Below are 19,685 nucleotides of genomic sequence, written 5' to 3' on the forward strand. Positions count from 1 at the left end.
TAACCCCCTATTAAAAATAGCAGACAAAAGCCCTGCAAAACCTAATCCTTCTCAATGAATGTCAAATAAGGATTATTTTCTGGTAGGCTATCAGGAAAAAGAGTCGTAGGATTCTCTAGAATATATCCTTTTACTTTTCGCGTATTCCGCGGGTCTCGAACCTCACAGGTCCAGATATTCTTCCCCTCCTTGCCTCGGAGATGCGGCCTCAATTTCTGGAATGCTTTTTGCTCCTCTCGCCACTCTTCACCGACAGAACCACTGGTTTCTTTGATGAGCAGCTTAAAGATCTCCGGTGAAACAAGAAAGACTGCAGCATCCGCAATATGAATTTTAGCCTGTACATCATTAATCTCTAAGTGGTTAGTCGATGCTCCTTGTCTCAACCAATCTAAGAATGACATCTCAGGTGCTAGAGCCATATTAGCTGCGGTTTCAGCTTGTGATGAAGGCGAAAGCTGAATGACAGCACCTATATAGCAGTAGGCGAAGACCCCAGCAAACCTGCTTCATGATGTTCTTGTGGCGTGCTGGTGTGGTCTTCTATAGCAGAAAATAGCGATAGTGTAAGATCGTCAAGGTTTGCCGTGTTGTCGAGATAATCCTCCGTAGCAGTTACCACGACCTCCGGCTGTATGTCTGCTGATGTTTCTGCCAGGGGTAAGCTACAGGAAAAAGACGGCGAAGGCAGTAACCAGCGCGGCTTAACGCTGCACTAAAGGATGCGGGCAGCATAGTTGGCGTCAGTAGGAAAAACTAGTTGACGTCTAATAACGCGTAATCCATCCACACTCTCCGGTGACAGGTCCATCACTGTTTTAATGCTCGTCTCGATACAACTAATGATGGATTCACGTGGCCCGCAGCGCCAGTCTGAACTCGTGTAGAAGGAATCAAGAACCGTATTCATATTTTCAGCACTTTTAAAGGCCCGAATAAGATAGTAACAATTGGGGTCATGCAGAGAGTTCCCAAACGACACAACATCGATTCCATGACGTTGATGAAGAGGAACGCTAATTTCCTTCATGATGGCATGAAAAGCAGCACCGGAGCCTTTGCGCAAAGTGTATAGTAGTATTTCAACTGTTTTTTTCATAAATATCCTTCCGATGCAGGTGTCTTACACAAAGCGGATTGTTCCAGTTTATTGTGTTACACCAAAGAAAGCGCTCAGTTTAAGTCTGACCGAATACATAATAACTCAACGAACAATTAAGCTGTTGAGCCACAGCACCAGGTAAACCATATCAGCCGCGTCCATCACTGTGATATACCAGCGGGGATGTTCATACTCTTCCTCCGCTGGCCAGCTTCCCTGCCCGCTGACGGTGATAAGAATATTAACCGCTCTGCGGAGTCTGCCCTCCACCGTCACCGCCACACAGCTGCTCAGACCCACCCGATGAGGGTGACAGGTCACGGTCACCGGGCCATTCAGTCGCTGTCGGATGTGTTCGCTCAGACGTTGCAGATTAGCCTGCGTCACCACAGACATCCCGGGTTCACCCTGCGGTGGCAGGGTGAAAACAGTGTTATCCGGGCTGTCATTACCGCCAACACAGGGTACCGGAAACTTCAACGTCATCATGCTGCAGTGCTCTCCTCGTCGTGTGCGTCAGTCAGTCCGCGCAACCGGTCCAGTTTACGGGCAATCAGCTTCGCCGCGTCCAGTTCGCTACAGTGATGCTCACGCATCAGCGCCCGGCGTTCCGCCTTTTCCTCTTTCTCCGTCATGCCCAGAGCAAGATACAGACTGGGGGGAACAGCACGGAACAGCGCCTCAATACGTTTGGCCAGCACCACCCCTTCTGTATAGCAACCTGACAGCTTACGGGCGGAAAGCAGCACGGCTTCCTGTTCAGGTGTGAGTGCACGGAACCGGCTGATGTCTTTCACCTCTTCCGGTGGCATGGTGAGGCAAATCCACCATTCCGCCATATTCAACATTTTCTCCGCAATATCCGGAAAATCCTTCAGGTTCTGCGTGGCCAGCCACAGCCAGGCCCCTAGCTTTCGCCACATTTTGACCACTTTGGTCATATACGGCGACAGCAGTGGATTAACCGTCACAATATGCGCCTCATCCACCGCGAAGACTATATCGCGGCCGAGATACTGATCCCGCTCCGCAATATTGTTAATCATGTTGGTCATTGACACCATGGTCAGCGCCATCTGAGCTTCATAACCCTCACGCGCCAGATGACCGAGATCCACCAAGGTCACATCCGCTTCAGGCCACAATTCCCCCTCGCGGTTGAACAGCTCCGCCTCAAAGCTGCCTTCCTGAGTGAACATCCCCAGCGCCTCCGCCATCTCTGCGGCTTTCGCCTTACGCTGGGCATTACGGACATTCTGCCCCTCATCGCTGTCATCGCCGGCAATGCTGTATAACGCTTTCTGCAAGTCAGAAGGCAGCATCTGCCTCCCTTCTTTATATGTTGCATGCGCGGCCATCAGCAGCGCTTCACGGATCATAGCCCGGTCGGCACGCTTCATTTCGGCTTCTTCTTTCGGATCGCCGCCCGTTATCATCATCCGGGCTGAAATCTCCATCTCACCGAGAATATCCCGCTTATCCTCGTCTTCACCCTCTCCATCGCTGTCAGCATCAATATCGGGGAGGTCGCTTTCATCAACGGCATGTGCTGCCAGCCCTTCTTCGACCAGTTTATGCGCGTCGGCAAAGGGTGGCAGGCTGACACCACTACCCGGTTTGACGCTTATCTTGTTGACAGAAAGTCCAAGGCTTTCAAAATAATCGGCCTGCAGGCCGAAACTGTTCCCGGCTTCAGCGATAAACAGACGTGGCCGGTGAACCGCCATCAGTTGAGAAAAGGCATAACACAGCGTGGCCGACTTACCTGCCCCCGTCGGTCCGAACAACAACAGATGCGCATTCTGGGTACGGTCATACTTGTTCAGTGGATCAAACGTCAGAATATCTCCGCCACGGTTAAAAAAGCTGAAACCCGGGTTGCCGGTACCGGTTTCTCGCCCGGTAACCGGCAGCAACCCCGCCAGGTGTTGTACCCAGGTCAGACGGGTGTACCAGTGTTTTTTATCGCTGTCCGGGTTAAAGCACATTGGCAGCGCCCGCAGCCAGGTATTCAGCGGCCCCACCTCAAACTCCGGGCGAACCGGCTGCAGACCAGCACCCAGCAGTACAGTAGTCAGGTCAAGTCGTTTGCGCTTAAGATTATCCATATCATCACCGCGCAGCAGGAAGGTGATCCCGGCGCGGTACAGCTTATGCCGGTTTCCCAGATACTCTTTCACTGTTTTCACATCCTGGCGGACACGGCCGGATTCGGTATTTTCCCCGACGGCATTTTTCGACAGGCGGTTGAACTGTTCTTCCAGTCTGTCCTGCGGCTGCACAACAATCGTCATGCACAGCAGCGTCCCTTCCGGAAACATATCCATCAGCGCGTTAATTTTTTTCTCACCGCGGGCCTGTTCACCGGTGATGGTACCCGGCTCCGGTGGAGTACGCAGTCTCTCAACCGGCAGCGCACAATGTGGTTTATTATCTATCCACCATACGCCGTTCTCCGGATCCGAAACGGGTGGCGTAAACCACAGCGTTTCAGCAAAATCATTGCTGACCGGCGCCACGCCCGCCGGGAAGTCGCGCGGATCGGCATACGCCGCCTGACGATAGAGTGTGGATTTATCCACCCAGTCCGGAGACGGATTAAACAAGCGCAGCAGCCAGCTGTGCACCTGCAGGCCATTCTGACGGGTACAACGAATACCGGCCCCACCCAGCGCACTTACCACACGTTCACACGCCTGGTTGAGCATCGCCACTGGCGGCATCGGGTCCCGTGACGCGGATTTCCCGATCCAGCGATAAATGACCATACGAGTGCGGCGCTGCTGACCGCGCCACGGCTGCCCTGTGATCAGCGCATCGGTAAACAGTCCTTCCGGCCGCGAGATACTGCGGATATGGCGCGCCATTTCGCCCAGCCAGGCTTCCGTAAATGCCGTGCGCTGCGCATGCGGTTTCACGTAACCGCGTAAGTGGTCCAGATACGCTTCGGCATCATCTTCATCCTGGCAGAAGAACTGCACCACCCAGGGATTCTCATCATATTCATCAAAGCTGTCCTGCAGGGCATCTTCCACCGTATCGCGGATTTGCTCCAGCCGATCATCCGTGCGCCCCTCCGTGGCCACCGGCGTTACGTCATAAATGGCACCGACGGAGATACCGTCCTCAAGCAGAAGGCACTGATCTTCATCCAGGAATTCCACCCAGGGCAGATAATCAATGATGGACGGGTTAGCGTGATAGACTTTTGTCTCTTCCTGCCGGTTCATCCGGCCCGGTCGCGTCAGCGGCTCCCGGCCATGAATAACCAGAGGAGAAGCCTCCTCCTTTAGTTGCTTTGCCGTACCATCTGGCTTCGTTTCATTTTTACGACTGAAAAGAGAGAACATTACAGCGCCTCCGTACGTTCACCAGGCATTGCATACTGTGTCTGGTTGTAAAAAGGAAATACTGTGCTGTAGCCAGGCACTGGCGTATTACCGCCAGCCAGATGGGGATACAGGTACATCACCATATCCGGGTTGGGCAAACGGGAGAATTGTTGTGAAATTTCGCTCTCCTGCGTGCGGCTGTAGCTGCGATCGTCCTGTGTACCTTTCCGGTGTTCATCGTCGGTTAACGGGCGGCGCAGTGCATCCCTTGCAGCAGCAGACTGTCGTGCTGTTCCCCCCTCTCCGTCCGCCCCGTTCCACAGCTCAAGCATGGTATGCTCGCCAGTGGGCAGCATCTCCTCTTTTGTCGTTGAACAGCCGGTCAGTAAAATAACCGTCAGAATAAAAAGGCAGACCAGGAAAATGCGATACGGAGGATTTATTAAAGAAAAGCCCGCGTTCTTTTCCTCCGGCACAACTGTGGACACAACATCGTCGCCCTGCGGACCCAACCGGGTCGCCTTACATGAAATCAGCTCAAAAGAAGCATATTCAGGGCGGCAGAAAAGAACGTCTGTTGTCTGAAACAGTGACTTCTGGATACCTCCAGACTCATTCATCAGTGGACCGGCAATAAACCTGTCGTTCTCAACCGGTATCATCTTATATGTGGTACTCAGATCCAGCATCAGGCTCGCATCCACCCAGAGCAACTGTGCGAACGGTGCCAGACTCATCACCTGTTTTGCTTCTTCCATGGTGTCAAAATAACCGCTGGTGAACTGGATCCCCCACTCACCCTGTCCACGAAACAGCCAGGTCAGGGTAAGACCCTGTGTGACATTCTGATTCATCATCTTCCCCTTCAGTCCAGACCGCCGTTGTCGCTGACACCACCCGGGAGGGTGAAATCGTAGCGAACCCTGCGGCCGTTATCTTCATAGTCAATGGCAAGCTGGCGGGTAATATGCACGGCCAGCTTCGCACCCGGCGGCACGTAAATCGCGTCAAACGTCTGCCCGTAGCGCTGCTTAACCCAGTCAGTGGTCTCACTCATGCCACCTGAGAGAGCTTTCCCCAGCGCCGCTTCGCCGGCACTGCCGGTCAGCGTGGATGAAATCCCGTTAACATTATTCTGCGTGGTGTATTGCCCCTCGCTGAGTGCTTCCCCGGCAGCGCCGGCAGCAGAGAGCGCAAAGAGAGTAGGCAGATACGTTGACGCGTTAGACTTGCGGGTACCGCTGATACACGGAATACCGTCATTATCCGAAATCCAGCCGATGCCGCCGTCGGTACCGGTTTTATTCTGCGTATTACCGTTACCGGTGTTTTTCCCGCTGGCATCTGGCTGGGGCACGGTACGGACCGTACCGTCAGCAAAAACGAAGGTGATGCTGTTCACCTGCCCACGAACGCAGGAGAGTGTCCAGTCACCGCTGGCACTGCCAGAGACAATCGCCCCCTCCACATCCGGCAGTTCAATCCCATTGGCGGTCAGGTTGTCTTTGCCAATCAGGATCTTGAAAGGATAGGGATCAGTCACCGTGCCGTTAATCGGGATGCGGCCCAGTAACGCCGTCATCGCCCGGCTGCCCACCAGGGTGGAGTTTTCCGGCAGGGTGTAGACGGGTTCAGCGCTGTCCTGCGCCCCCTTCTCGTTCGTGTGGCCCTTAACCTGCTGCTCATAGGCTGCTTTCTGCCGGGTCAGAGGGTTGTTGTCCAGAAATGAGGTGGGGAACTGCGGCGAAGCCTTACCACTGGCAGCATCGCGCGGATCGATAGCTTTTTGATCGCCTGGCGTCACCCACATCAGCCCATCATCGCCCCGGATGGCGGTACCATGGATACTGCTACCCAGACCATCCAGACCGAGGCCCAGCGGAATATCGCTGTCAGAAGCCGGTTTTGCGCCTGCGGAACCACTGCCGGTGGTTTTCAGCTGTTCAGACAGTGCCTGCACTTTTGCCAGCAGGCTGGTCTGTTCGTTCTGTAGTTGCTGCTGACGTTTGTCATACTCCTTACGCAGCCCCTGCACAGCCTCGTCAACCTGCCCGGATACATTAGTGCCGCGCTTACGCAGTTGCTCATTCTCTTTCAGCAAATCAGCATTCTGCTTGTCCAGTGTTTTCTGGCGATCGCGGACGTCGTTCAGCCGACCTATCAGTGTGCGCAGAGTATCTTCCGGCGTATCACCTTCCACTCCGAGCGCCTTAAGCTCATCCTGTGAGAGATTTTTCAGTACTGTCGTCACATCACCCGATGAATTCTCTGGTGGTCGCTCTCCTTTACAGCTTTTCAGGCCCACAGCCAGCCCCGCCACCACCACTGCGGGAACAATGAATTTCACCATGGCATTGGACTTAATCTGCATGGTTGACCCCCTTCTTCGCGGTATGAACAGCCTTACGTGCCACGGAAGGTTCAGCGATGAAAGCGCTCTCCGGCCGCGAGCCCGTCACGATATAGGCTGTGGTGGTATCTTCCGGCGTGCCCACCGGCCCTAGCCAGCGGTGCTGGAACGTCGCCGCGACAAACTGTCCCTGCAGGGCCCGGGGATCCAGTACAATCCTGCGACTGGCGGTGTTTTGCAGACGGACAGCCACGACGGCGCGATTTGCCACACCCCAGGCGGCCAGCGGCGTGGCCGTTATGGCTTCAGACGGATACAGTGTTGTCAGGCGTCTGGGCAGATGCGGATTCACCGGGCGGATGCCCGGCACGGCTTCGACCGTACGCAGCGGCGCGTACAGACTTTGTGCAGCATAACGGGTCAGCAACACCGGGATGGGAGCGCTGTACTGCACCTTTTTACGCTTCGCCTGCGTACCGTCATCACTTCCCGGCTGGACGCTGCCGCCGCTGTTTTCCGCCTCTCGACGGGTATCGGTCGTCTGGCTTACCGTGTTCACCTCGCCGCTGTAGACCAGACGAACGGGTTCGGAAGGGCCTTTTTCACCGGCGGTGACATCGAGAAGAATAACCTCGCCACTTTCCACATCCTGCAGTTGTACCCGCGTCTGAGGAAAAGCGCTGTCGGCCTTCAGGTAGACAGCCCCGCCGGTACTCTGCACACGCAGCTTACCGTTGAGTACCGGAGGAAAACCTACCCGGACATTTTTATCCACAAATACCCCCCGTTCCTGCCCCACCTGCAGCGGGATTTGCAACGGGATACGCTCCCATTTCATAAATTCATCAGCTTTAGCCGGCTCGATGTTCAGAGAGACCAGCGGCAACAGCAAAATGGACAGCGCCATCAGCCCGGCGCGGGTATCATTACGGGTATTCATCACTGAAATACTCCTGATTTCGCGGGAATTTCCGTCGGCAATGCCGCTTCCAGACGCTGCGGTACACCGTCATAACAGTCCAGCGCCAGGCCAAACGGATTGCGTTCAGCATCCCCCTCCCAGCGCACTACTTTCAGTGGATAGCGGACCAGGGCGCGTTTTACCGGTTCAGCATGAAAATACTCATCCGCCACCAGGTCGAGACGCACCACCCAGTTATCTCTGCTGATAACGCTGACGCTCTTCGACTGGTATCCACGGCCGGGAATTTCATACACCACGCGAACACGATCAGTCAGCTCGCCGGCGTTGCTTCTTTTCCGGGCCTCGGTATTCAGATAGTCCTGGCAACCCAGCGTCAGATAGGCTGACAACGCATGAATTTTTGCCGGATAATCCACTTCACCATTTTTCGGCCAGGCGTTGAGCTGCTGGAAAATATAGAAGGCAAAGGAGTAGACCGACGACGCCGGTACTTCCCACCAGGGTCGGGTACTGCCGGTACGTAAATCCGGCGGGTTATGGACAGTCAGTTTGTTTGGGGCCAGCATCCAGCCGGCGCAGGTTATTAACAGGAAAAAGGCCAGCACACCGCAGGCAATACGCAGTGTCAGAATATGCTGATCCCGGTCTTTGACCGCATGACGAAAACGGCTCATTTTTCTCTCCCGGTTCGTTTCAGGGACCATCCCCGGGCATCAACGATCAGTGTCGGGTTGCCCAGGCTGTGACGACGTTTGAACGCCTCCAGCCGCTGCCAGATATAGTTTTCCGGCTTGCCGCGTTTAATGCGGCTCAGCCACCGGCCACCGAAACCGATAACCAGTAACGGCGCCAGTAACATGCCGGTCGGGATAATGACCCAGCCGGCAAGAGGAATAAATGGCAGAGACAGGAGCAGACCCACGCCCAGACCGGCCAGGGCGGCAAGCCCCATCTCCGGTGTAGTGAATCCGCGAAACACCACCGGTTCACTGTTCAGACGGTCAGGTAAAAAGCGAATGGTCTGCATGGGGTCGCCTCAGAGAATAATGTCGGCGGACTTGCCCAGCAGCCAGATAACAGCAACCAGTAACACCACCCCCACTACGATGATGGAGCCAAACTTCGTCCAGGTTGACTTCTCATTCCGGACCTCGGTAAAGGTATGGACTGCAGCAATCGCCACATTAATGAACGCAATGGCCGCCACCACCAGTCCGCCAATAACGACACCATCCTGCAGATAGCCTTTGATCTGTCCCATCAGACCAGATCCGCCATTAGAGGTTGGCGCTTCAACCGTTGGCAGGTCAGCAAATGCGGGTTTACAGGTCAGCCAGACCAGAAGCGCCAGCGTGAACGTACGGTTAATAACGCGGTCAATACCACGACGCACGCGGGTGGCAACAGACGCAAAGTAATACATAAATTTTTCTCCAGAAATTGATTGGTTAATTCAGTTGGCAAACATCCAGATACTCACAACCAGCAGGAGCACGGCCCGGATAGCAAAGCGACCCAGCGCAGCATTCCGAACTTTCTCGTTACTCCAGCCGGTCCACACATCGGACAGTGCCCATGCGGCCCACAAAAACAGAAAGGCCAGCAACACACCGATGCAGACCAGGTGCAGAATGCTGACCTCGACATTGCCGGAGGCAGCTTTGAAGGCTGTGGATTGTGCGGAGGTCATTCCCATCAGGGACGCTCCCGACGATAATTGCCGCTGACAGATGAAGCCCGGGGTTGGGACCGGGATGGCTCCAGATAGCGGTCAATACCGGCACGAATGGTGTTTAAATCGGATGTGGCCTGACGGTAGTCAAAAAAGAAACGCCCTTGCTCAGCAGGATCGGCCTGGGCCGCCGCTACACGGGCACGTTCAAGCGAGGCCTGCACCTGATCCAGCTGGCGCTGGGCTGAGGCAAGCTCGTCTTTTTCTGCCGCCTGTACAGTCGTGGACAATGTGGCCAACAGCAACAGACCGGTGATGCCCGGTATGCAGGCAATATATCTCCAGGCCGGACGGGGATGGTTCATACGCACCTCCTTGAGGATTAACAGGTGCGTACAGAATGCGCAGCCCGGGAGGGCTGGTCAGCGATAAACTCTATTTGCGTTTTTGAAAATTTATGCAGAAAAATAAACAATGCTGGCAACAGTGAGAAAGACGATGATGTCGATCATACGGAGACTGAAGTTGTTCGGTATTGTTCACTGCGATACATATTTGCCAGCTGAACATCTAAGTCAACATGGACACACCATGCAGGGAAAATGGCTACGCTATAAAATCAAAAAATGGCGTTCTACAGAGAGTAAGTGCCTGTCTGATCACTTTATGGGATGATACACCCATAGAAACGGGAGACATTGAGTGAACATAATACCGATTCGGAGCGATTACGAATGGACCGCGCTGGAATTCTTTGCGGGTATCGGCCTGGCGAGAGCCGGAATGGAACAAGTGGGAATTAAAACTGTTTGGTCTAATGACTATGACCTGAACAAAAAATCGATGTACGAAGGCCATTGGAAATCTCACAAACTTTTGCTGGCAGACATTCATACCCTGAAAAGCGAAGACCTGCCGGTCGCAGATGTTGCCTGGGCCTCCTCACCCTGTACGGACCTCAGTCTGGCTGGTAAGCGAGTAGGCCTAAGGGGAGGCCGGGAATCATCCGCTTTCTTCGGTTTTACTGATCTACTTGCTGGCATGAATGAGCGCAGACCTGAAGTGATCGTTCTTGAAAATGTCACCGGTCTTGCCTCATCCCATAACAGAGAAGATTTGAGAGCTGCGGTTAAAGAGTTTAACACATTAGGTTATGCAGTTGATGCTATCACCCTGGACGCCCGACGTTTTGTGCCACAGTCCCGGCCTCGGCTATTCATTATAGGCGCAAAAAATCCAATTGATGGCGGTGAGCAGGATTCGTGCCTGAGGCCGGACTGGCTTTCCTGGCTACATAAAGACCCTGAAGTACGTACTTTCATGATGCCTTTACCCAAAGCACCTGATCTATTGAGCCATGGCTTCACTCAAGAGATTGAGACTATGGCTGACAGTGATCCGCGGTGGTGGAATGCAGACAAAGTTGCACTTTTTAAAGAGTCGATGACAACAGTCCAGCGTGAAAGGTTAGAACACTTTGTCGCTCTGGACAGTACAACTGCCCGCACAGCCTATCGCCGCACACGTAGTGGCATTCCTGTATGGGAAATGAGAGCAGAAGATATTTCCGGGTGCTTACGCACAGCGCGAGGTGGCTCCTCCAAACAGGCAGTTGTGATCATGGGTCAGGGGACGCTAAAAATCAGATGGATGACCGGGCTTGAGTATGCACGTCTGATGGGGGCTGGGTGGTACACACTGGAAAATATGCGTGACTCTCAGATTCAATATGGTTTCGGGGACGCCGTCGCGGTTCCTGTTGTTGGCTGGGTGGCCAGGCATATGATCCTTCCGCATCTGGAGGCGGCAAAAAAATCACAGGGAATAAAAGTGAATGGATAAGTTGAGTTACACCGAAGCATACCTTGCAGCGGCAAAATCCTGGTACGAAGGAGAGCGAGCCAAGAGTGGTTCAATAAATACCAACGTTATGAATGCAGGACTGATTGTCTCACGCATGATGGCTGATGGTATGCCCATTACTGACGAACGCCTGTACAGTGAGGGTAAAAGCCAGGTTCGAGGGCTCAGCGGTTCTACCATATCGAAGATTCTGGAACAACATGGCGAAACCCGTGTTTTCACTCGTGAAGGGGGACGCACATCCAGAGGAACTATCTTCCTTGCTGCAGCATTTCGGGATGTGCTGAACAACACTCAGGTTAATGAAAATGAGCCCGTCGACGCTGCATTGGTTTCAAATCAGCTTGAAGCATTTTTCACACAATGTGTGCGCCTAGACTATTTTGACAAACAGAGGATAACGGTCGACCTAGATTACAGTAAGCCAGTTTCCTCTGTAGTAAGCGATATTCTTAAGGCAGCAGCGGAGCGTTCCGACAAACCCACCGGGGCGGTACTGCAGCATCTTATTGGTGCCAAACTTCAGTTACGCTTTCCCGACGTTAAAATCGGCAATGACAGGGCCAATGCGGCAGATCTTCACACTGACCGGGAGGGGGATTTTCAGGTAGGTACAACTGCATTCCACGTAACCACCGCCCCTATGGAAAAGTTGATTACACGTTGTGTTGAAAACAAGCGTGCAGGTTACAGGCCCGTTATACTGACCCTTGAAAGCAAGGTTATTGCTGCACGTCAGATGGCCGATAACGTTGGCATGTCCGAGCAGATTGCTGTCCAGGCAGCTGAAACCTTCATCGGCAACAACATTGAAGAAATTGCTATCTATGATGGCGATAAAATCCGTGAAGGTCTCGCAAGGCTTATTCGGACATACAACACCCGCATCAATGCTATCGAGATAGATAAATCTCTTATGATTGATGAGCCTCGTTGGATCGTTAACATACTGAACGGCTCCTGAGATATACAGGGGCACCAAGCTTAACGAGCCGCGGCTTGCCACGGGATCTAAGCCGCGGGCCCTAAAAGCACTGACCTACCCCTTGACGTTCAGAACGTCCGCTTCATAGAGATGCCGGTCAAATTAGGTTTACCTCTGTGACGTAACAGCACTTCGGACAAAACGGCACCGATAATACCGATGCTGGCAGGAACGACAGCCAAATAAGGCTGACGCGCCAGCGAATGGCTATTGCGGGGGCTTGTCTGCTGACGAAGACGCACAAAAACAAGTTTTGTACGCCTTCGTCCAGCGCCGATAACTAAAGATATTTCTTGAATGAAGCCGTGGTGACCGTGATAGCGACACCCAGCAATATGGCAGCAGGCAACAGCAGCAGGTTGGGGTATACCGCCGTCGGCCAGGAAAGATACAGCATCATGGGTACCACGATAGCTGGTTTCACCATCTTTTTAGCATGGTGATAAACAAACGAACTTTCATAACCCGCCCCATAGCGCCGAAGATCCCTGCGTCCCAGCCCTTCGACCAGCGAAACCAGCACCACCATCAGAAACAGCGGGACTGACAGAACCAGTATGGTTACCCGCACCAGGGTAATCACGCATATCCATACGGTCGCCATCAGATATTCATGCAGATAGCCCGCGAGCCACCCACTCCAGTTGTTCAGATTACGGGTCAGCTCGTTATCGCTGCCAGTCTGCAACACATTCTGCTGCTTTATCCAGCCAGTAAACCCACTGTCAACAAACAGCCACTGATACGCTAATGTTACCCATCGAACAACAGTCACAGAAGGCTCAGACAGCAACAGGCTGCGGGTGAATTCTGTCGACAGCCAGCCCAGTTCAGTATTCATCACCGCCTCGCTGTGGGCTGCCCCCGCTTCCGGCCAGAAGAACGCTATGCCGGTGTACTCAATCAGCAGGCTCAACATCAGCGAACCCAGCAGCATGCCGATCAATGCCCAGGGCCAGCCCCAGAACACATTATAAAGCAAACCATGTGGCTTCTCCGGCCGGGGCGGAGGAGGACTGGTACGCTGAGGTTCAGCCACGTTCACCTCCTGCTGGCACAATGGCCGGCGCATCATTCCACCACGCTTCACCACGGTGATAATTGCGGCGCATTTCCTCGGCAATTTTCGCAATACTCTGCGGCATCAGTTTATCATCCACATCACCGGCAGGCAGCGGCATACGGATTTTCCACAATTGCCCGCCTTCCAGCAGGGCGAATGCCTGCCCTTTCGGTAGTGTTACCACATCAGCCGGCTCCAGCAACGGTACCTTGACCGTCCCGACACGATCCTGCGTACTGGAGGTAAAATCCTGGCCCGCACTGATATCGGTATCCTGATGACCAGAGACCAGCGTCTTGGTGTAAATCTCCACCTGCGGCAGTTGCGTGGTCAGGAGTTCGGCGGTACGGTTCTCCCTGACACGTAACATAATCAGATTGTTGAAGTTGCCCTGGACCTGAGCCGTTTTAGCCGCATTGCCGATCCGGGCCTCAATATCCGATGAGGTCTGGGTGTAGGCCGTCACCTGCATGCCGGCACCGCCTCCTTTGTTAATAAGCGGGATAAATTCATCACCCATCAGCTCATTAAACTCATCGCAGTGCAGGTTAATCGGGACCTTGCTCTCCCCCTCTCCCGGTTGCCCCGCATGAATACCGTGCTTGTAGATATGACCCGCCACGCTCACCAGATCGGCAAACATGGAGTTTCCCACGGCGCTGGCCACTTCACTGTCGCTGAGTGCATCAAGGCCGATATACACCACGGCCTTTTTGCGGATTATCTGCTCCCAGTCAAAAATCGGTCGTGAATCGCTCATATCCAGATAGTCCGGTGCCAGCAACTCCGCGGTTTTCCCGGTTGTCAGTTTCTCCAGCAAAGGCAGCAGGGAAGCCACAATTTTATCAAAATAGGTACGGTCATAGCGTACTGCGCTACGCAGGCCATCCAGAATGGGATCATACAGCTGCTTTCCCTCTTCTGAACTGAGTGCCACCTCAATGGACCAGATACGCACCGCATCCGGCTGCCCCTGCATATTCCGTGGAACATCATCATCCCCCAGAACCTGCTCGTTATTCTGAATTTGTGCCTGTAACGAGGGAAGCTGCTCACGGATAACCTTCTCAGCGTAACGGATATACAGATCGGCAATATTATTCACATAACGCATAATCAGCGTGTAATCCGGACGCTCCCCCAGTGCCACCAGAGCCCGGGCGATTATGTTGACGAACCGCCAGGCAAACTCGCGAAACGCCGCACTGTTCCCTTCGCCGGACAACTGCCCCGCCACGCGGGACGCCACTTCGGAAACACGACCAAAACGTCCTACTGCGTTATAGCGGGCGGAGATTTCGGGCCAGCCCAGGTGGAAAATATACAGCGCGTCGCCCCGGCCGGCACGGTGTGCTTCAGCCCAGACGCGCTTCATCAGATCGGCATCGCCCTTCGGGTCAAAAACAATGGTAACTTCACCGCGACGAATATCCTGGGTAACCAGCAGCTCTGCCAGGCGTGTTTTTCCCACGCGGGTGGTGCCATAGACGATGGTGTGCCCCACACGCTCCAGCAGCGTCAGCCAGACATCCTGCTCATTCGGCTCAATACCATGCAACACCGGATTACCACCAACCGGCGGCAATGGGCGAACCGGGTTCAGGGGCGAATCCGTACGCAGCAGTTTTCCCAGCCCCGGAGCTGAATGCTCCGTCCTCATTTCCAGCCAGCGAGCGGTCTGATACAGCCAGCCCGGCTGCAGGTACTTCGCCACTTCCGGACGAAGCGTATCCTGCAGTCGCTGGGTGTGTTTTTGCGTCCAGCGAAACCCGCGTCCGAGAAACAGGCGCTGACGGCTGACCGGTATCTGTCCGGCGCTCATGACGTAGCGAGGGAGCCGGGTCAGATTGCGGCGATAACGAAGGATCTTCATCCCCTGCCGAGCACGCACAACGGATAACACCGCGAAGCCAGACGCGGTCACATAACTGACTGAAGGTGCCAGCGCCACAGCCCAGGGAGCCTGTACACAAACATATGCCGCCATACCGGCCACAACAGCAGTATTCAGCTCAACCGCCGGACGCAGCAGGGCTTCAATCACGTAGCGGTTACTCATTATCTTCCTCCCTGACGATACGGACGCCGCCCTTTGCCATGCGAACATGCGCCACCGCGCCACTGTGCCCCCTTCCCCTACGAGCACGAACCGTCATAAACAGTTCCAGGCAAACGCTGATCACCAGAACAATTTTCATCAGCAGGTGTAATGCACGGATATCGTTTTCAGCTGCCTGTTCAAACGGTTCCGCCACTGTCGGGCAGTCAGTTTCCCTTGCTGCCATCACACGCCACTCATCCCCGCTCAGCGGTGCAACAGGGAATACGGCATTGCCCGTAGCGGCATCGATACAGCGCCGCACCATAAGGCTCCCTTCCGGCGCGTTGCGCCAGCGGGCAGCCTCATACGTGTAATAATCCAGCCGCGATGTGACGCCCCCCTGATACGACAGGAAGGCCATCACCAGCATCACGGCTCCGGTCAGTAACGCCGGCCACAAAAAAAGTAAACGGGCGAGGCTGAGACAGCCGGTCCGCAGTAAACGCTGTAAAGAAAATGTCATACAGATGTCCTCTGAAAATATGAACAACCTGACAGCCAGCCATGTCGGCCGGCAAGCAGATCCAGCAAGCGCTGGCCGCTGATGATAAAAAGACGCGGAGAGGTGGAGCAGACCGTCCGACTCATGTGTCCGGTCCGCCCGGTGTGAATGAAAAAACCGCAGCAGGTGCGCTGTTCAAGAAGCTGGTCAAAGTCGCGAATATGGGCAGGTGTAATCGCCCGGCTGTAGCGTTTGGCCTGGATCAACCAGCATTCGTCATCAATAATGACCTGTCCGTCAGTGCCGCCATCCCCGCTGTAAGACGCATTACGAACCACCGTCAGCCCCTGTCGTTCCAGCGCCAGCAACAGCAATTCCTCAAATACATAAGGGTTAATTTTGCGCAGGTACCGCATACGCTGGCCGTCCCCCGGCAGAGTGCCCAGTTTTTCCAGCACCCGTGCCGCCGCAGCCTGATAGCGACGGTGGCGACGAACGCTGGCTTTCTCCCGCTGGCGAAAGCTCAGACGCAGCATCACCATGATAAACAGCGCCGCCAGGAGCAGGGCCGGCAACGGGTTGACCAACAGCGCAGCACTCAGTTGCAGTGCGCTCATCACGGCCGCACCTGTCGGGACAATCCGGTATCGGTGATCAGCACCGGGTAATGCCGTAACTGCAAACGGCGGGCCAGCTCAGAGCCGGATGCCGGTGCCATCGGAACACCGGGAGCCAGATCCCGCAATGACTCAACAGCCGACGCACTGTCAACACTGACAATCATGCCTGCCGCATGGCGGGCAATTAGCGCCTGCGCATTCTCCGCCAGCCAGTACCGTGACTGTTCGTCATCACCGATAAGGAAAAGCGCACCAATGCCCGGCAACTGCAGCGGACGATCCTCCACCGTCCCCGGCGTCATCTCCGGCGTGCTGATCGGAAACATTGCTGCCATCGCAGAAACTGGCGGGGTTGCCGGTGACGCCTCCGGCAGGCCGGGTTGTTTATTAATGCCGTCAAAATAAGGCGTGGCATCCTCCCCGCCGAGGTCAGCGAGGACGTTCAGTCCGGCATGGCCCGTCAGGGGCAGAAAAAGACACATCATTAAAAACAGTTTTTTCATCAGGGTTCACTCCCGGGCTCAGTCCAGATAAAACCAGGTTCAGGGGCAATGGCTGCCACTGTCTGCGGTAATAAAGAAGGCGGCAACAAAGAGGACTGGCGGGGCGTGCCGCTGAGACGGACAAGATGACGTTTCACGATAGTTTTGTATCGTGCTGCAGCTTGCCCACCCGCCGGATGGTGATAACAACCGGCCGCATCCAGCCAGCTACCCGGTTTACGCTCCCAGCACTCGCGCAGAATGCTGGCTGCAGCATTGAGGTTGGTGTACGGGTCAAACGCCGCCCAGGTCGACACAAAGTGATGCCCGTTCCAGCCCAGGTTTACCTGAGCCAGACCGACATCAATACGTTTAAGGGAATAGCGTGACATAAAAACCTGCAGTGCCCGCCAGGCCTCCAGACGGCTGGCGTAGCGGTATCCCTTACCCGCCACATTAATCGTCCACGGCCAGGGACGACTCACCGCAGGCAGATTTGTCTTCTGCCTGACCACCGCAGCAATTGATCGTGGCGCCATAGCGGTTTCCGTTAGCGAGACAGAATAGAGCGCTTCCGGCGGTACTCCATGCGCAACGGCCACCCGGATATACCCTTCCGGTACAGTCTCACCTGCTGCCGTTGCACTGCCACTTACAGCCAGCATCAGGGCGATCAGAATGCGGCGATATGCCATCCTTTTTCTCCCTGTTGCAGCAACACCGGCATCATTCCGTCGCCAAAGCGCAGCCAGCGGCCACCGTCATGGTTCAGCGTAATCTGGCGGGAACGGACTTTTTCCTCCGGGATACGGTGAGCACGGGCCCACTGGCGTAACTTATCGTCACTCCCCTCGCTGTCGACCAGATAAATATCAACCGGACGATTGTCACTAAGCACCGCAGACAGCCGCGCATCGCAAGTCGGACAGTTCTTCGACTTAACGAACAACGCCAGACGCCCCCCGGTATCCCGGGCAACACCGGCAGCATTCCCCATATTCACCGGCAGTCTGTCCGGATAAAGCCGTTGCCATGCCGTATTGATTTCCCGCTGGAAATCCAGTTCTTTTTGCGTACGGGCAAACTCCTCTTTAACCCATTTTTCCGCATACTGACGGCGCTCTGCCGGCGTGCGGGCCTCAATCCCCAGCGCCGAGAGTGGGTCCAGCCCCGGGGACTGAATCCCCCTGGGGCCATTCATCAGTTGCTGATACCGCTGGTAATCCTCCGGGCTTAGCCCCCATTCGCCAGCTTTCTGCTGCAGGGACTGCGTCTGGCTCTGTGTGGTTTGCGAGTTTTCAACTACGGAGATATCAGTGGCCGCCAGAGCCTGCGAACTCAGCATGACCAGCGCCAGAAAGGTCAGTTTCAATTGCATGATGGTTTACTCCACCTTAAGGACAGTCAGGTGCCCGTTGACACGGAAAGTCGCTTCGCTGTAACCGGCACGAACCAGAGTCCAGCCGGATACAGTTTCCCCTTCCCCAATAAGCGCTATCTGCGACAGGCTGTGGTAACCGCGGGGGGCCACCGCCGCCCAGGACTCCGCGCCTCGTCTTTCCACGCCGGTCAGCACAAACGGCGCATGACGTGCAACAACAGCCGTCGAACGGGGTTTAACGGGTAACTGTTTTTTGACTTCTGTCGGTGTTTTTTCCGGAACCGGAGTCGCAGCAGCCGGTACCGCTTTCAGGGCATTCAGCTGGTCAGCAAGCGCACTCAGCCGGGTCTCCATCTCCTGCTGCGCCTGTTGCAGCCGTGCTGCAGATGCCTGCAGAGTGGCCAGTTCCTGCGAGGGCCCGGTCCGGGCTTCAGTCTCTTTCTGTAGTGCGGCCACACGCTGCTGGTTATCAGCCAGCCCGGCCTGCAGCGTTGAGACCTGCGACTGAAGAGTGGATAACATCGTGCTGGTTGTGGCTGTATTATCCTGTGCTTCCAGACGTGAAAGGCGCGTATCCAGGTCAGTCACGCCGCTGACCAGCACGTACAATACAAAGCCGGCCGCTGCCATCATCAGACAAAGACAGACGCCGGCAGCAGACCACCATGACCACAGACGCCTCTTTTCCCCGGCGGGAACAGACTCAGTGATGTTCTTTTCGCTCATTTTTTCAGAAACCCTCCCTTAACCGGGGGAGTGACCTGCGAGGGGGTTAATGCCGGTGGTAACTGGCTGGCCGGTAACTGATACCCGTCACGCAGACTGTGGCAGACCACGCGCTGAACATCATCAACCTCCAGTTGCCAGGCCGGGCCAGCCATCACCTGCAGGGCGGTGCGCAGGCGCATGGGCCCTAACTGATACTGCACGGCCGGCAGTGGCTGGCGATACAGCACGCCGTTTGCCGGTCCTGTGGCGCAAAGTGAATAACCGGACTGTTTCAGGGTATAGCGCAGGGCATCCGCCACGGTCGGATGCAGGGATGACGGGATACGTATATCAATAATCTGCGACAGCGGATCGCGCTGGGCAGCCATCGGATCCGTGCTGACCAGCAGATAACGGTCATAACGCACCACCTCCGGCGTTCTGGCATATTCATCAGGCGCGACGGTCTGAACATTGCGGGTGACAGCCACGGAAGGCGTGGGTACAGCGGCTTCACGCTGTTGTAGTTTCTGAGGTGGAGAGGAGCAGCCGGCCAGTAAAAGCAGCGGCAGAACAACAGACAGGGTCTTATAACGGGGTTGAAATTTCATCCGGGGTTTCCTTTACAGTGATTAACAGGCCTCACTGTGCGAAATCCC

23 protein-coding genes are annotated in these 19,685 nt (G+C 55.1%); 2 read left to right on the forward strand and 21 right to left on the reverse strand.

Annotation, left to right across the window (positions count from 1 at the left end; genetic code table 11):
• Window positions 1–41 precede the first annotated feature (41 nt).
• The 12 genes from MKleb_RS23530 to MKleb_RS23585 form a co-directional block, all read right to left on the reverse strand.
• A complete protein-coding gene (locus tag MKleb_RS23530; protein WP_217076238.1) occupies window positions 42–422 on the reverse strand; it encodes a conjugal transfer nickase/helicase domain-containing protein in 381 nt (126 codons plus the stop codon).
• A 293-nt stretch (window positions 423–715) separates the two neighbouring features.
• On the reverse strand, window positions 716–1,099 hold the full coding sequence (locus MKleb_RS23535; protein ID WP_217076239.1) for an NIPSNAP family protein: 384 nt from the start codon (window positions 1,097–1,099) through the stop codon (window positions 716–718).
• Window positions 1,100–1,204: 105 nt separating this feature from the next.
• Window positions 1,205–1,591, reverse strand: a complete 387-nt coding sequence (locus MKleb_RS23540) for an acetyltransferase (RefSeq protein WP_217076240.1) — start codon at window positions 1,589–1,591, stop codon at window positions 1,205–1,207.
• Window positions 1,588–4,452, reverse strand: coding sequence for a conjugative transfer ATPase (locus MKleb_RS23545; protein WP_217076242.1), 2,865 nt, complete (start codon window positions 4,450–4,452; stop codon window positions 1,588–1,590). Before MKleb_RS23545 ends, MKleb_RS23540 begins: the two co-directional genes overlap by 4 nt.
• The gene (locus tag MKleb_RS23550) at window positions 4,452–4,859 is read right to left on the reverse strand and encodes a TIGR03751 family conjugal transfer lipoprotein (RefSeq protein ID WP_131002727.1); all 408 of its coding nucleotides are present in this window, start codon (window positions 4,857–4,859) and stop codon (window positions 4,452–4,454) included. The genes MKleb_RS23545 and MKleb_RS23550 overlap by 1 nt, the downstream gene beginning before the upstream one ends.
• Before the next feature lie 440 nt (window positions 4,860–5,299).
• Window positions 5,300–6,805: a TIGR03752 family integrating conjugative element protein gene (locus MKleb_RS23555; protein ID WP_217076244.1), complete on the reverse strand. Its 1,506-nt coding sequence runs from the start codon at window positions 6,803–6,805 to the stop codon at window positions 5,300–5,302.
• Window positions 6,795–7,724, reverse strand: coding sequence for a TIGR03749 family integrating conjugative element protein (locus MKleb_RS23560; RefSeq protein WP_217076246.1), 930 nt, complete (start codon window positions 7,722–7,724; stop codon window positions 6,795–6,797). Before MKleb_RS23560 ends, MKleb_RS23555 begins: the two co-directional genes overlap by 11 nt.
• Entirely contained in the window at window positions 7,724–8,383 is a 660-nt protein-coding gene (locus tag MKleb_RS23565; RefSeq protein ID WP_217076248.1) for a PFL_4703 family integrating conjugative element protein, read from the reverse strand. Before MKleb_RS23565 ends, MKleb_RS23560 begins: the two co-directional genes overlap by 1 nt.
• Window positions 8,380–8,736, reverse strand: a complete 357-nt coding sequence (locus tag MKleb_RS23570; RefSeq protein ID WP_016190714.1) for a TIGR03750 family conjugal transfer protein — start codon at window positions 8,734–8,736, stop codon at window positions 8,380–8,382. The genes MKleb_RS23565 and MKleb_RS23570 overlap by 4 nt, the downstream gene beginning before the upstream one ends.
• 9 nt (window positions 8,737–8,745) lie before the next feature.
• Window positions 8,746–9,132, reverse strand: coding sequence for a TIGR03745 family integrating conjugative element membrane protein (locus MKleb_RS23575; protein ID WP_217076249.1), 387 nt, complete (start codon window positions 9,130–9,132; stop codon window positions 8,746–8,748).
• 30 nt (window positions 9,133–9,162) lie between these two features.
• Entirely contained in the window at window positions 9,163–9,405 is a 243-nt protein-coding gene (locus MKleb_RS23580; protein WP_217076250.1) for a TIGR03758 family integrating conjugative element protein, read from the reverse strand.
• The gene (locus MKleb_RS23585) at window positions 9,405–9,746 is read right to left on the reverse strand and encodes an integrative conjugative element protein, RAQPRD family (protein WP_101862488.1); all 342 of its coding nucleotides are present in this window, start codon (window positions 9,744–9,746) and stop codon (window positions 9,405–9,407) included. The genes MKleb_RS23580 and MKleb_RS23585 overlap by 1 nt, the downstream gene beginning before the upstream one ends.
• Window positions 9,747–10,083: 337 nt before the next feature.
• Here MKleb_RS23585 and MKleb_RS23590 point away from each other — a divergent pair, with 337 nt between their 5' ends.
• On the forward strand, window positions 10,084–11,223 hold the full coding sequence (locus MKleb_RS23590; RefSeq protein ID WP_181693915.1) for a DNA cytosine methyltransferase: 1,140 nt from the start codon (window positions 10,084–10,086) through the stop codon (window positions 11,221–11,223).
• Entirely contained in the window at window positions 11,216–12,208 is a 993-nt protein-coding gene (locus MKleb_RS23595; protein ID WP_217076251.1) for a DUF4928 family protein, read from the forward strand. The genes MKleb_RS23590 and MKleb_RS23595 overlap by 8 nt, the downstream gene beginning before the upstream one ends.
• A 301-nt stretch (window positions 12,209–12,509) precedes the next feature.
• On the opposite strand, the gene MKleb_RS23600 is transcribed toward MKleb_RS23595, so the two are convergent.
• The 9 genes from MKleb_RS23600 to MKleb_RS23640 are packed head-to-tail and all read right to left on the reverse strand — an operon-like array spanning window position 12,510 to window position 19,637.
• Window positions 12,510–13,268, reverse strand: coding sequence for a TIGR03747 family integrating conjugative element membrane protein (locus MKleb_RS23600; RefSeq protein ID WP_217076253.1), 759 nt, complete (start codon window positions 13,266–13,268; stop codon window positions 12,510–12,512).
• Entirely contained in the window at window positions 13,261–15,351 is a 2,091-nt protein-coding gene (gene traD, locus MKleb_RS23605; protein WP_217076256.1) for a type IV conjugative transfer system coupling protein TraD, read from the reverse strand. The genes MKleb_RS23600 and traD overlap by 8 nt, the downstream gene beginning before the upstream one ends.
• Window positions 15,344–15,856: a hypothetical protein gene (locus tag MKleb_RS23610; RefSeq protein WP_217076258.1), complete on the reverse strand. Its 513-nt coding sequence runs from the start codon at window positions 15,854–15,856 to the stop codon at window positions 15,344–15,346. The genes traD and MKleb_RS23610 overlap by 8 nt, the downstream gene beginning before the upstream one ends.
• On the reverse strand, window positions 15,853–16,452 hold the full coding sequence (locus MKleb_RS23615) for a restriction endonuclease (protein ID WP_217076260.1): 600 nt from the start codon (window positions 16,450–16,452) through the stop codon (window positions 15,853–15,855). Before MKleb_RS23615 ends, MKleb_RS23610 begins: the two co-directional genes overlap by 4 nt.
• Window positions 16,452–16,958 carry an integrating conjugative element protein gene (locus MKleb_RS23620; RefSeq protein WP_162122441.1) on the reverse strand — a complete coding sequence of 169 codons (507 nt, stop codon included), beginning with the start codon at window positions 16,956–16,958 and terminating at the stop codon, window positions 16,452–16,454. Before MKleb_RS23620 ends, MKleb_RS23615 begins: the two co-directional genes overlap by 1 nt.
• Entirely contained in the window at window positions 16,958–17,632 is a 675-nt protein-coding gene (locus MKleb_RS23625; protein WP_123828783.1) for a transglycosylase SLT domain-containing protein, read from the reverse strand. The genes MKleb_RS23620 and MKleb_RS23625 overlap by 1 nt, the downstream gene beginning before the upstream one ends.
• Window positions 17,611–18,315, reverse strand: a complete 705-nt coding sequence (locus MKleb_RS23630) for a TIGR03759 family integrating conjugative element protein (RefSeq protein WP_217076262.1) — start codon at window positions 18,313–18,315, stop codon at window positions 17,611–17,613. Before MKleb_RS23630 ends, MKleb_RS23625 begins: the two co-directional genes overlap by 22 nt.
• A gap of 6 nt (window positions 18,316–18,321) precedes the next feature.
• Window positions 18,322–19,044 carry a hypothetical protein gene (locus MKleb_RS23635; protein ID WP_217076264.1) on the reverse strand — a complete coding sequence of 241 codons (723 nt, stop codon included), beginning with the start codon at window positions 19,042–19,044 and terminating at the stop codon, window positions 18,322–18,324.
• Window positions 19,041–19,637: a PFGI-1 class ICE element type IV pilus protein PilL2 gene (locus MKleb_RS23640; RefSeq protein ID WP_217076266.1), complete on the reverse strand. Its 597-nt coding sequence runs from the start codon at window positions 19,635–19,637 to the stop codon at window positions 19,041–19,043. Before MKleb_RS23640 ends, MKleb_RS23635 begins: the two co-directional genes overlap by 4 nt.
• Window positions 19,638–19,685 lie beyond the last annotated feature (48 nt).

This window comes from Klebsiella sp. PL-2018, from assembly GCF_019048985.1.
In the GTDB taxonomy this organism is placed as follows: domain Bacteria; phylum Pseudomonadota; class Gammaproteobacteria; order Enterobacterales; family Enterobacteriaceae; genus Klebsiella; species Klebsiella michiganensis.

What these genes read in the sequence shown, in the direction of transcription:
- MKleb_RS23580 (WP_217076250.1), bottom strand. Translation starts at nt 9,405, where the DNA reads ATGGGAATGACCTCCGCACAATCCACAGCCTTCAAAGCTGCCTCCGGC.
- MKleb_RS23615 (WP_217076260.1), bottom strand. Translation starts at nt 16,452, where the DNA reads ATGAGCGCACTGCAACTGAGTGCTGCGCTGTTGGTCAACCCGTTGCCG.
- MKleb_RS23610 (WP_217076258.1), bottom strand. Translation starts at nt 15,856, where the DNA reads ATGACATTTTCTTTACAGCGTTTACTGCGGACCGGCTGTCTCAGCCTC.
- MKleb_RS23560 (WP_217076246.1), bottom strand. Translation starts at nt 7,724, where the DNA reads ATGAATACCCGTAATGATACCCGCGCCGGGCTGATGGCGCTGTCCATT.
- traD (WP_217076256.1), bottom strand. Translation starts at nt 15,351, where the DNA reads ATGAGTAACCGCTACGTGATTGAAGCCCTGCTGCGTCCGGCGGTTGAG.
- MKleb_RS23625 (WP_123828783.1), bottom strand. Translation starts at nt 17,632, where the DNA reads ATGGCATATCGCCGCATTCTGATCGCCCTGATGCTGGCTGTAAGTGGC.
- MKleb_RS23620 (WP_162122441.1), bottom strand. Translation starts at nt 16,958, where the DNA reads ATGAAAAAACTGTTTTTAATGATGTGTCTTTTTCTGCCCCTGACGGGC.
- MKleb_RS23540 (WP_217076240.1), bottom strand. Translation starts at nt 1,591, where the DNA reads ATGATGACGTTGAAGTTTCCGGTACCCTGTGTTGGCGGTAATGACAGC.
- MKleb_RS23630 (WP_217076262.1), bottom strand. Translation starts at nt 18,315, where the DNA reads ATGCAATTGAAACTGACCTTTCTGGCGCTGGTCATGCTGAGTTCGCAG.
- MKleb_RS23530 (WP_217076238.1), bottom strand. Translation starts at nt 422, where the DNA reads ATGGCTCTAGCACCTGAGATGTCATTCTTAGATTGGTTGAGACAAGGA.
- MKleb_RS23570 (WP_016190714.1), bottom strand. Translation starts at nt 8,736, where the DNA reads ATGCAGACCATTCGCTTTTTACCTGACCGTCTGAACAGTGAACCGGTG.
- MKleb_RS23595 (WP_217076251.1), top strand. Translation starts at nt 11,216, where the DNA reads ATGGATAAGTTGAGTTACACCGAAGCATACCTTGCAGCGGCAAAATCC.
- MKleb_RS23565 (WP_217076248.1), bottom strand. Translation starts at nt 8,383, where the DNA reads ATGAGCCGTTTTCGTCATGCGGTCAAAGACCGGGATCAGCATATTCTG.
- MKleb_RS23635 (WP_217076264.1), bottom strand. Translation starts at nt 19,044, where the DNA reads ATGAGCGAAAAGAACATCACTGAGTCTGTTCCCGCCGGGGAAAAGAGG.
- MKleb_RS23535 (WP_217076239.1), bottom strand. Translation starts at nt 1,099, where the DNA reads ATGAAAAAAACAGTTGAAATACTACTATACACTTTGCGCAAAGGCTCC.
- MKleb_RS23555 (WP_217076244.1), bottom strand. Translation starts at nt 6,805, where the DNA reads ATGCAGATTAAGTCCAATGCCATGGTGAAATTCATTGTTCCCGCAGTG.
- MKleb_RS23545 (WP_217076242.1), bottom strand. Translation starts at nt 4,452, where the DNA reads ATGTTCTCTCTTTTCAGTCGTAAAAATGAAACGAAGCCAGATGGTACG.
- MKleb_RS23575 (WP_217076249.1), bottom strand. Translation starts at nt 9,132, where the DNA reads ATGTATTACTTTGCGTCTGTTGCCACCCGCGTGCGTCGTGGTATTGAC.
- MKleb_RS23640 (WP_217076266.1), bottom strand. Translation starts at nt 19,637, where the DNA reads ATGAAATTTCAACCCCGTTATAAGACCCTGTCTGTTGTTCTGCCGCTG.
- MKleb_RS23585 (WP_101862488.1), bottom strand. Translation starts at nt 9,746, where the DNA reads ATGAACCATCCCCGTCCGGCCTGGAGATATATTGCCTGCATACCGGGC.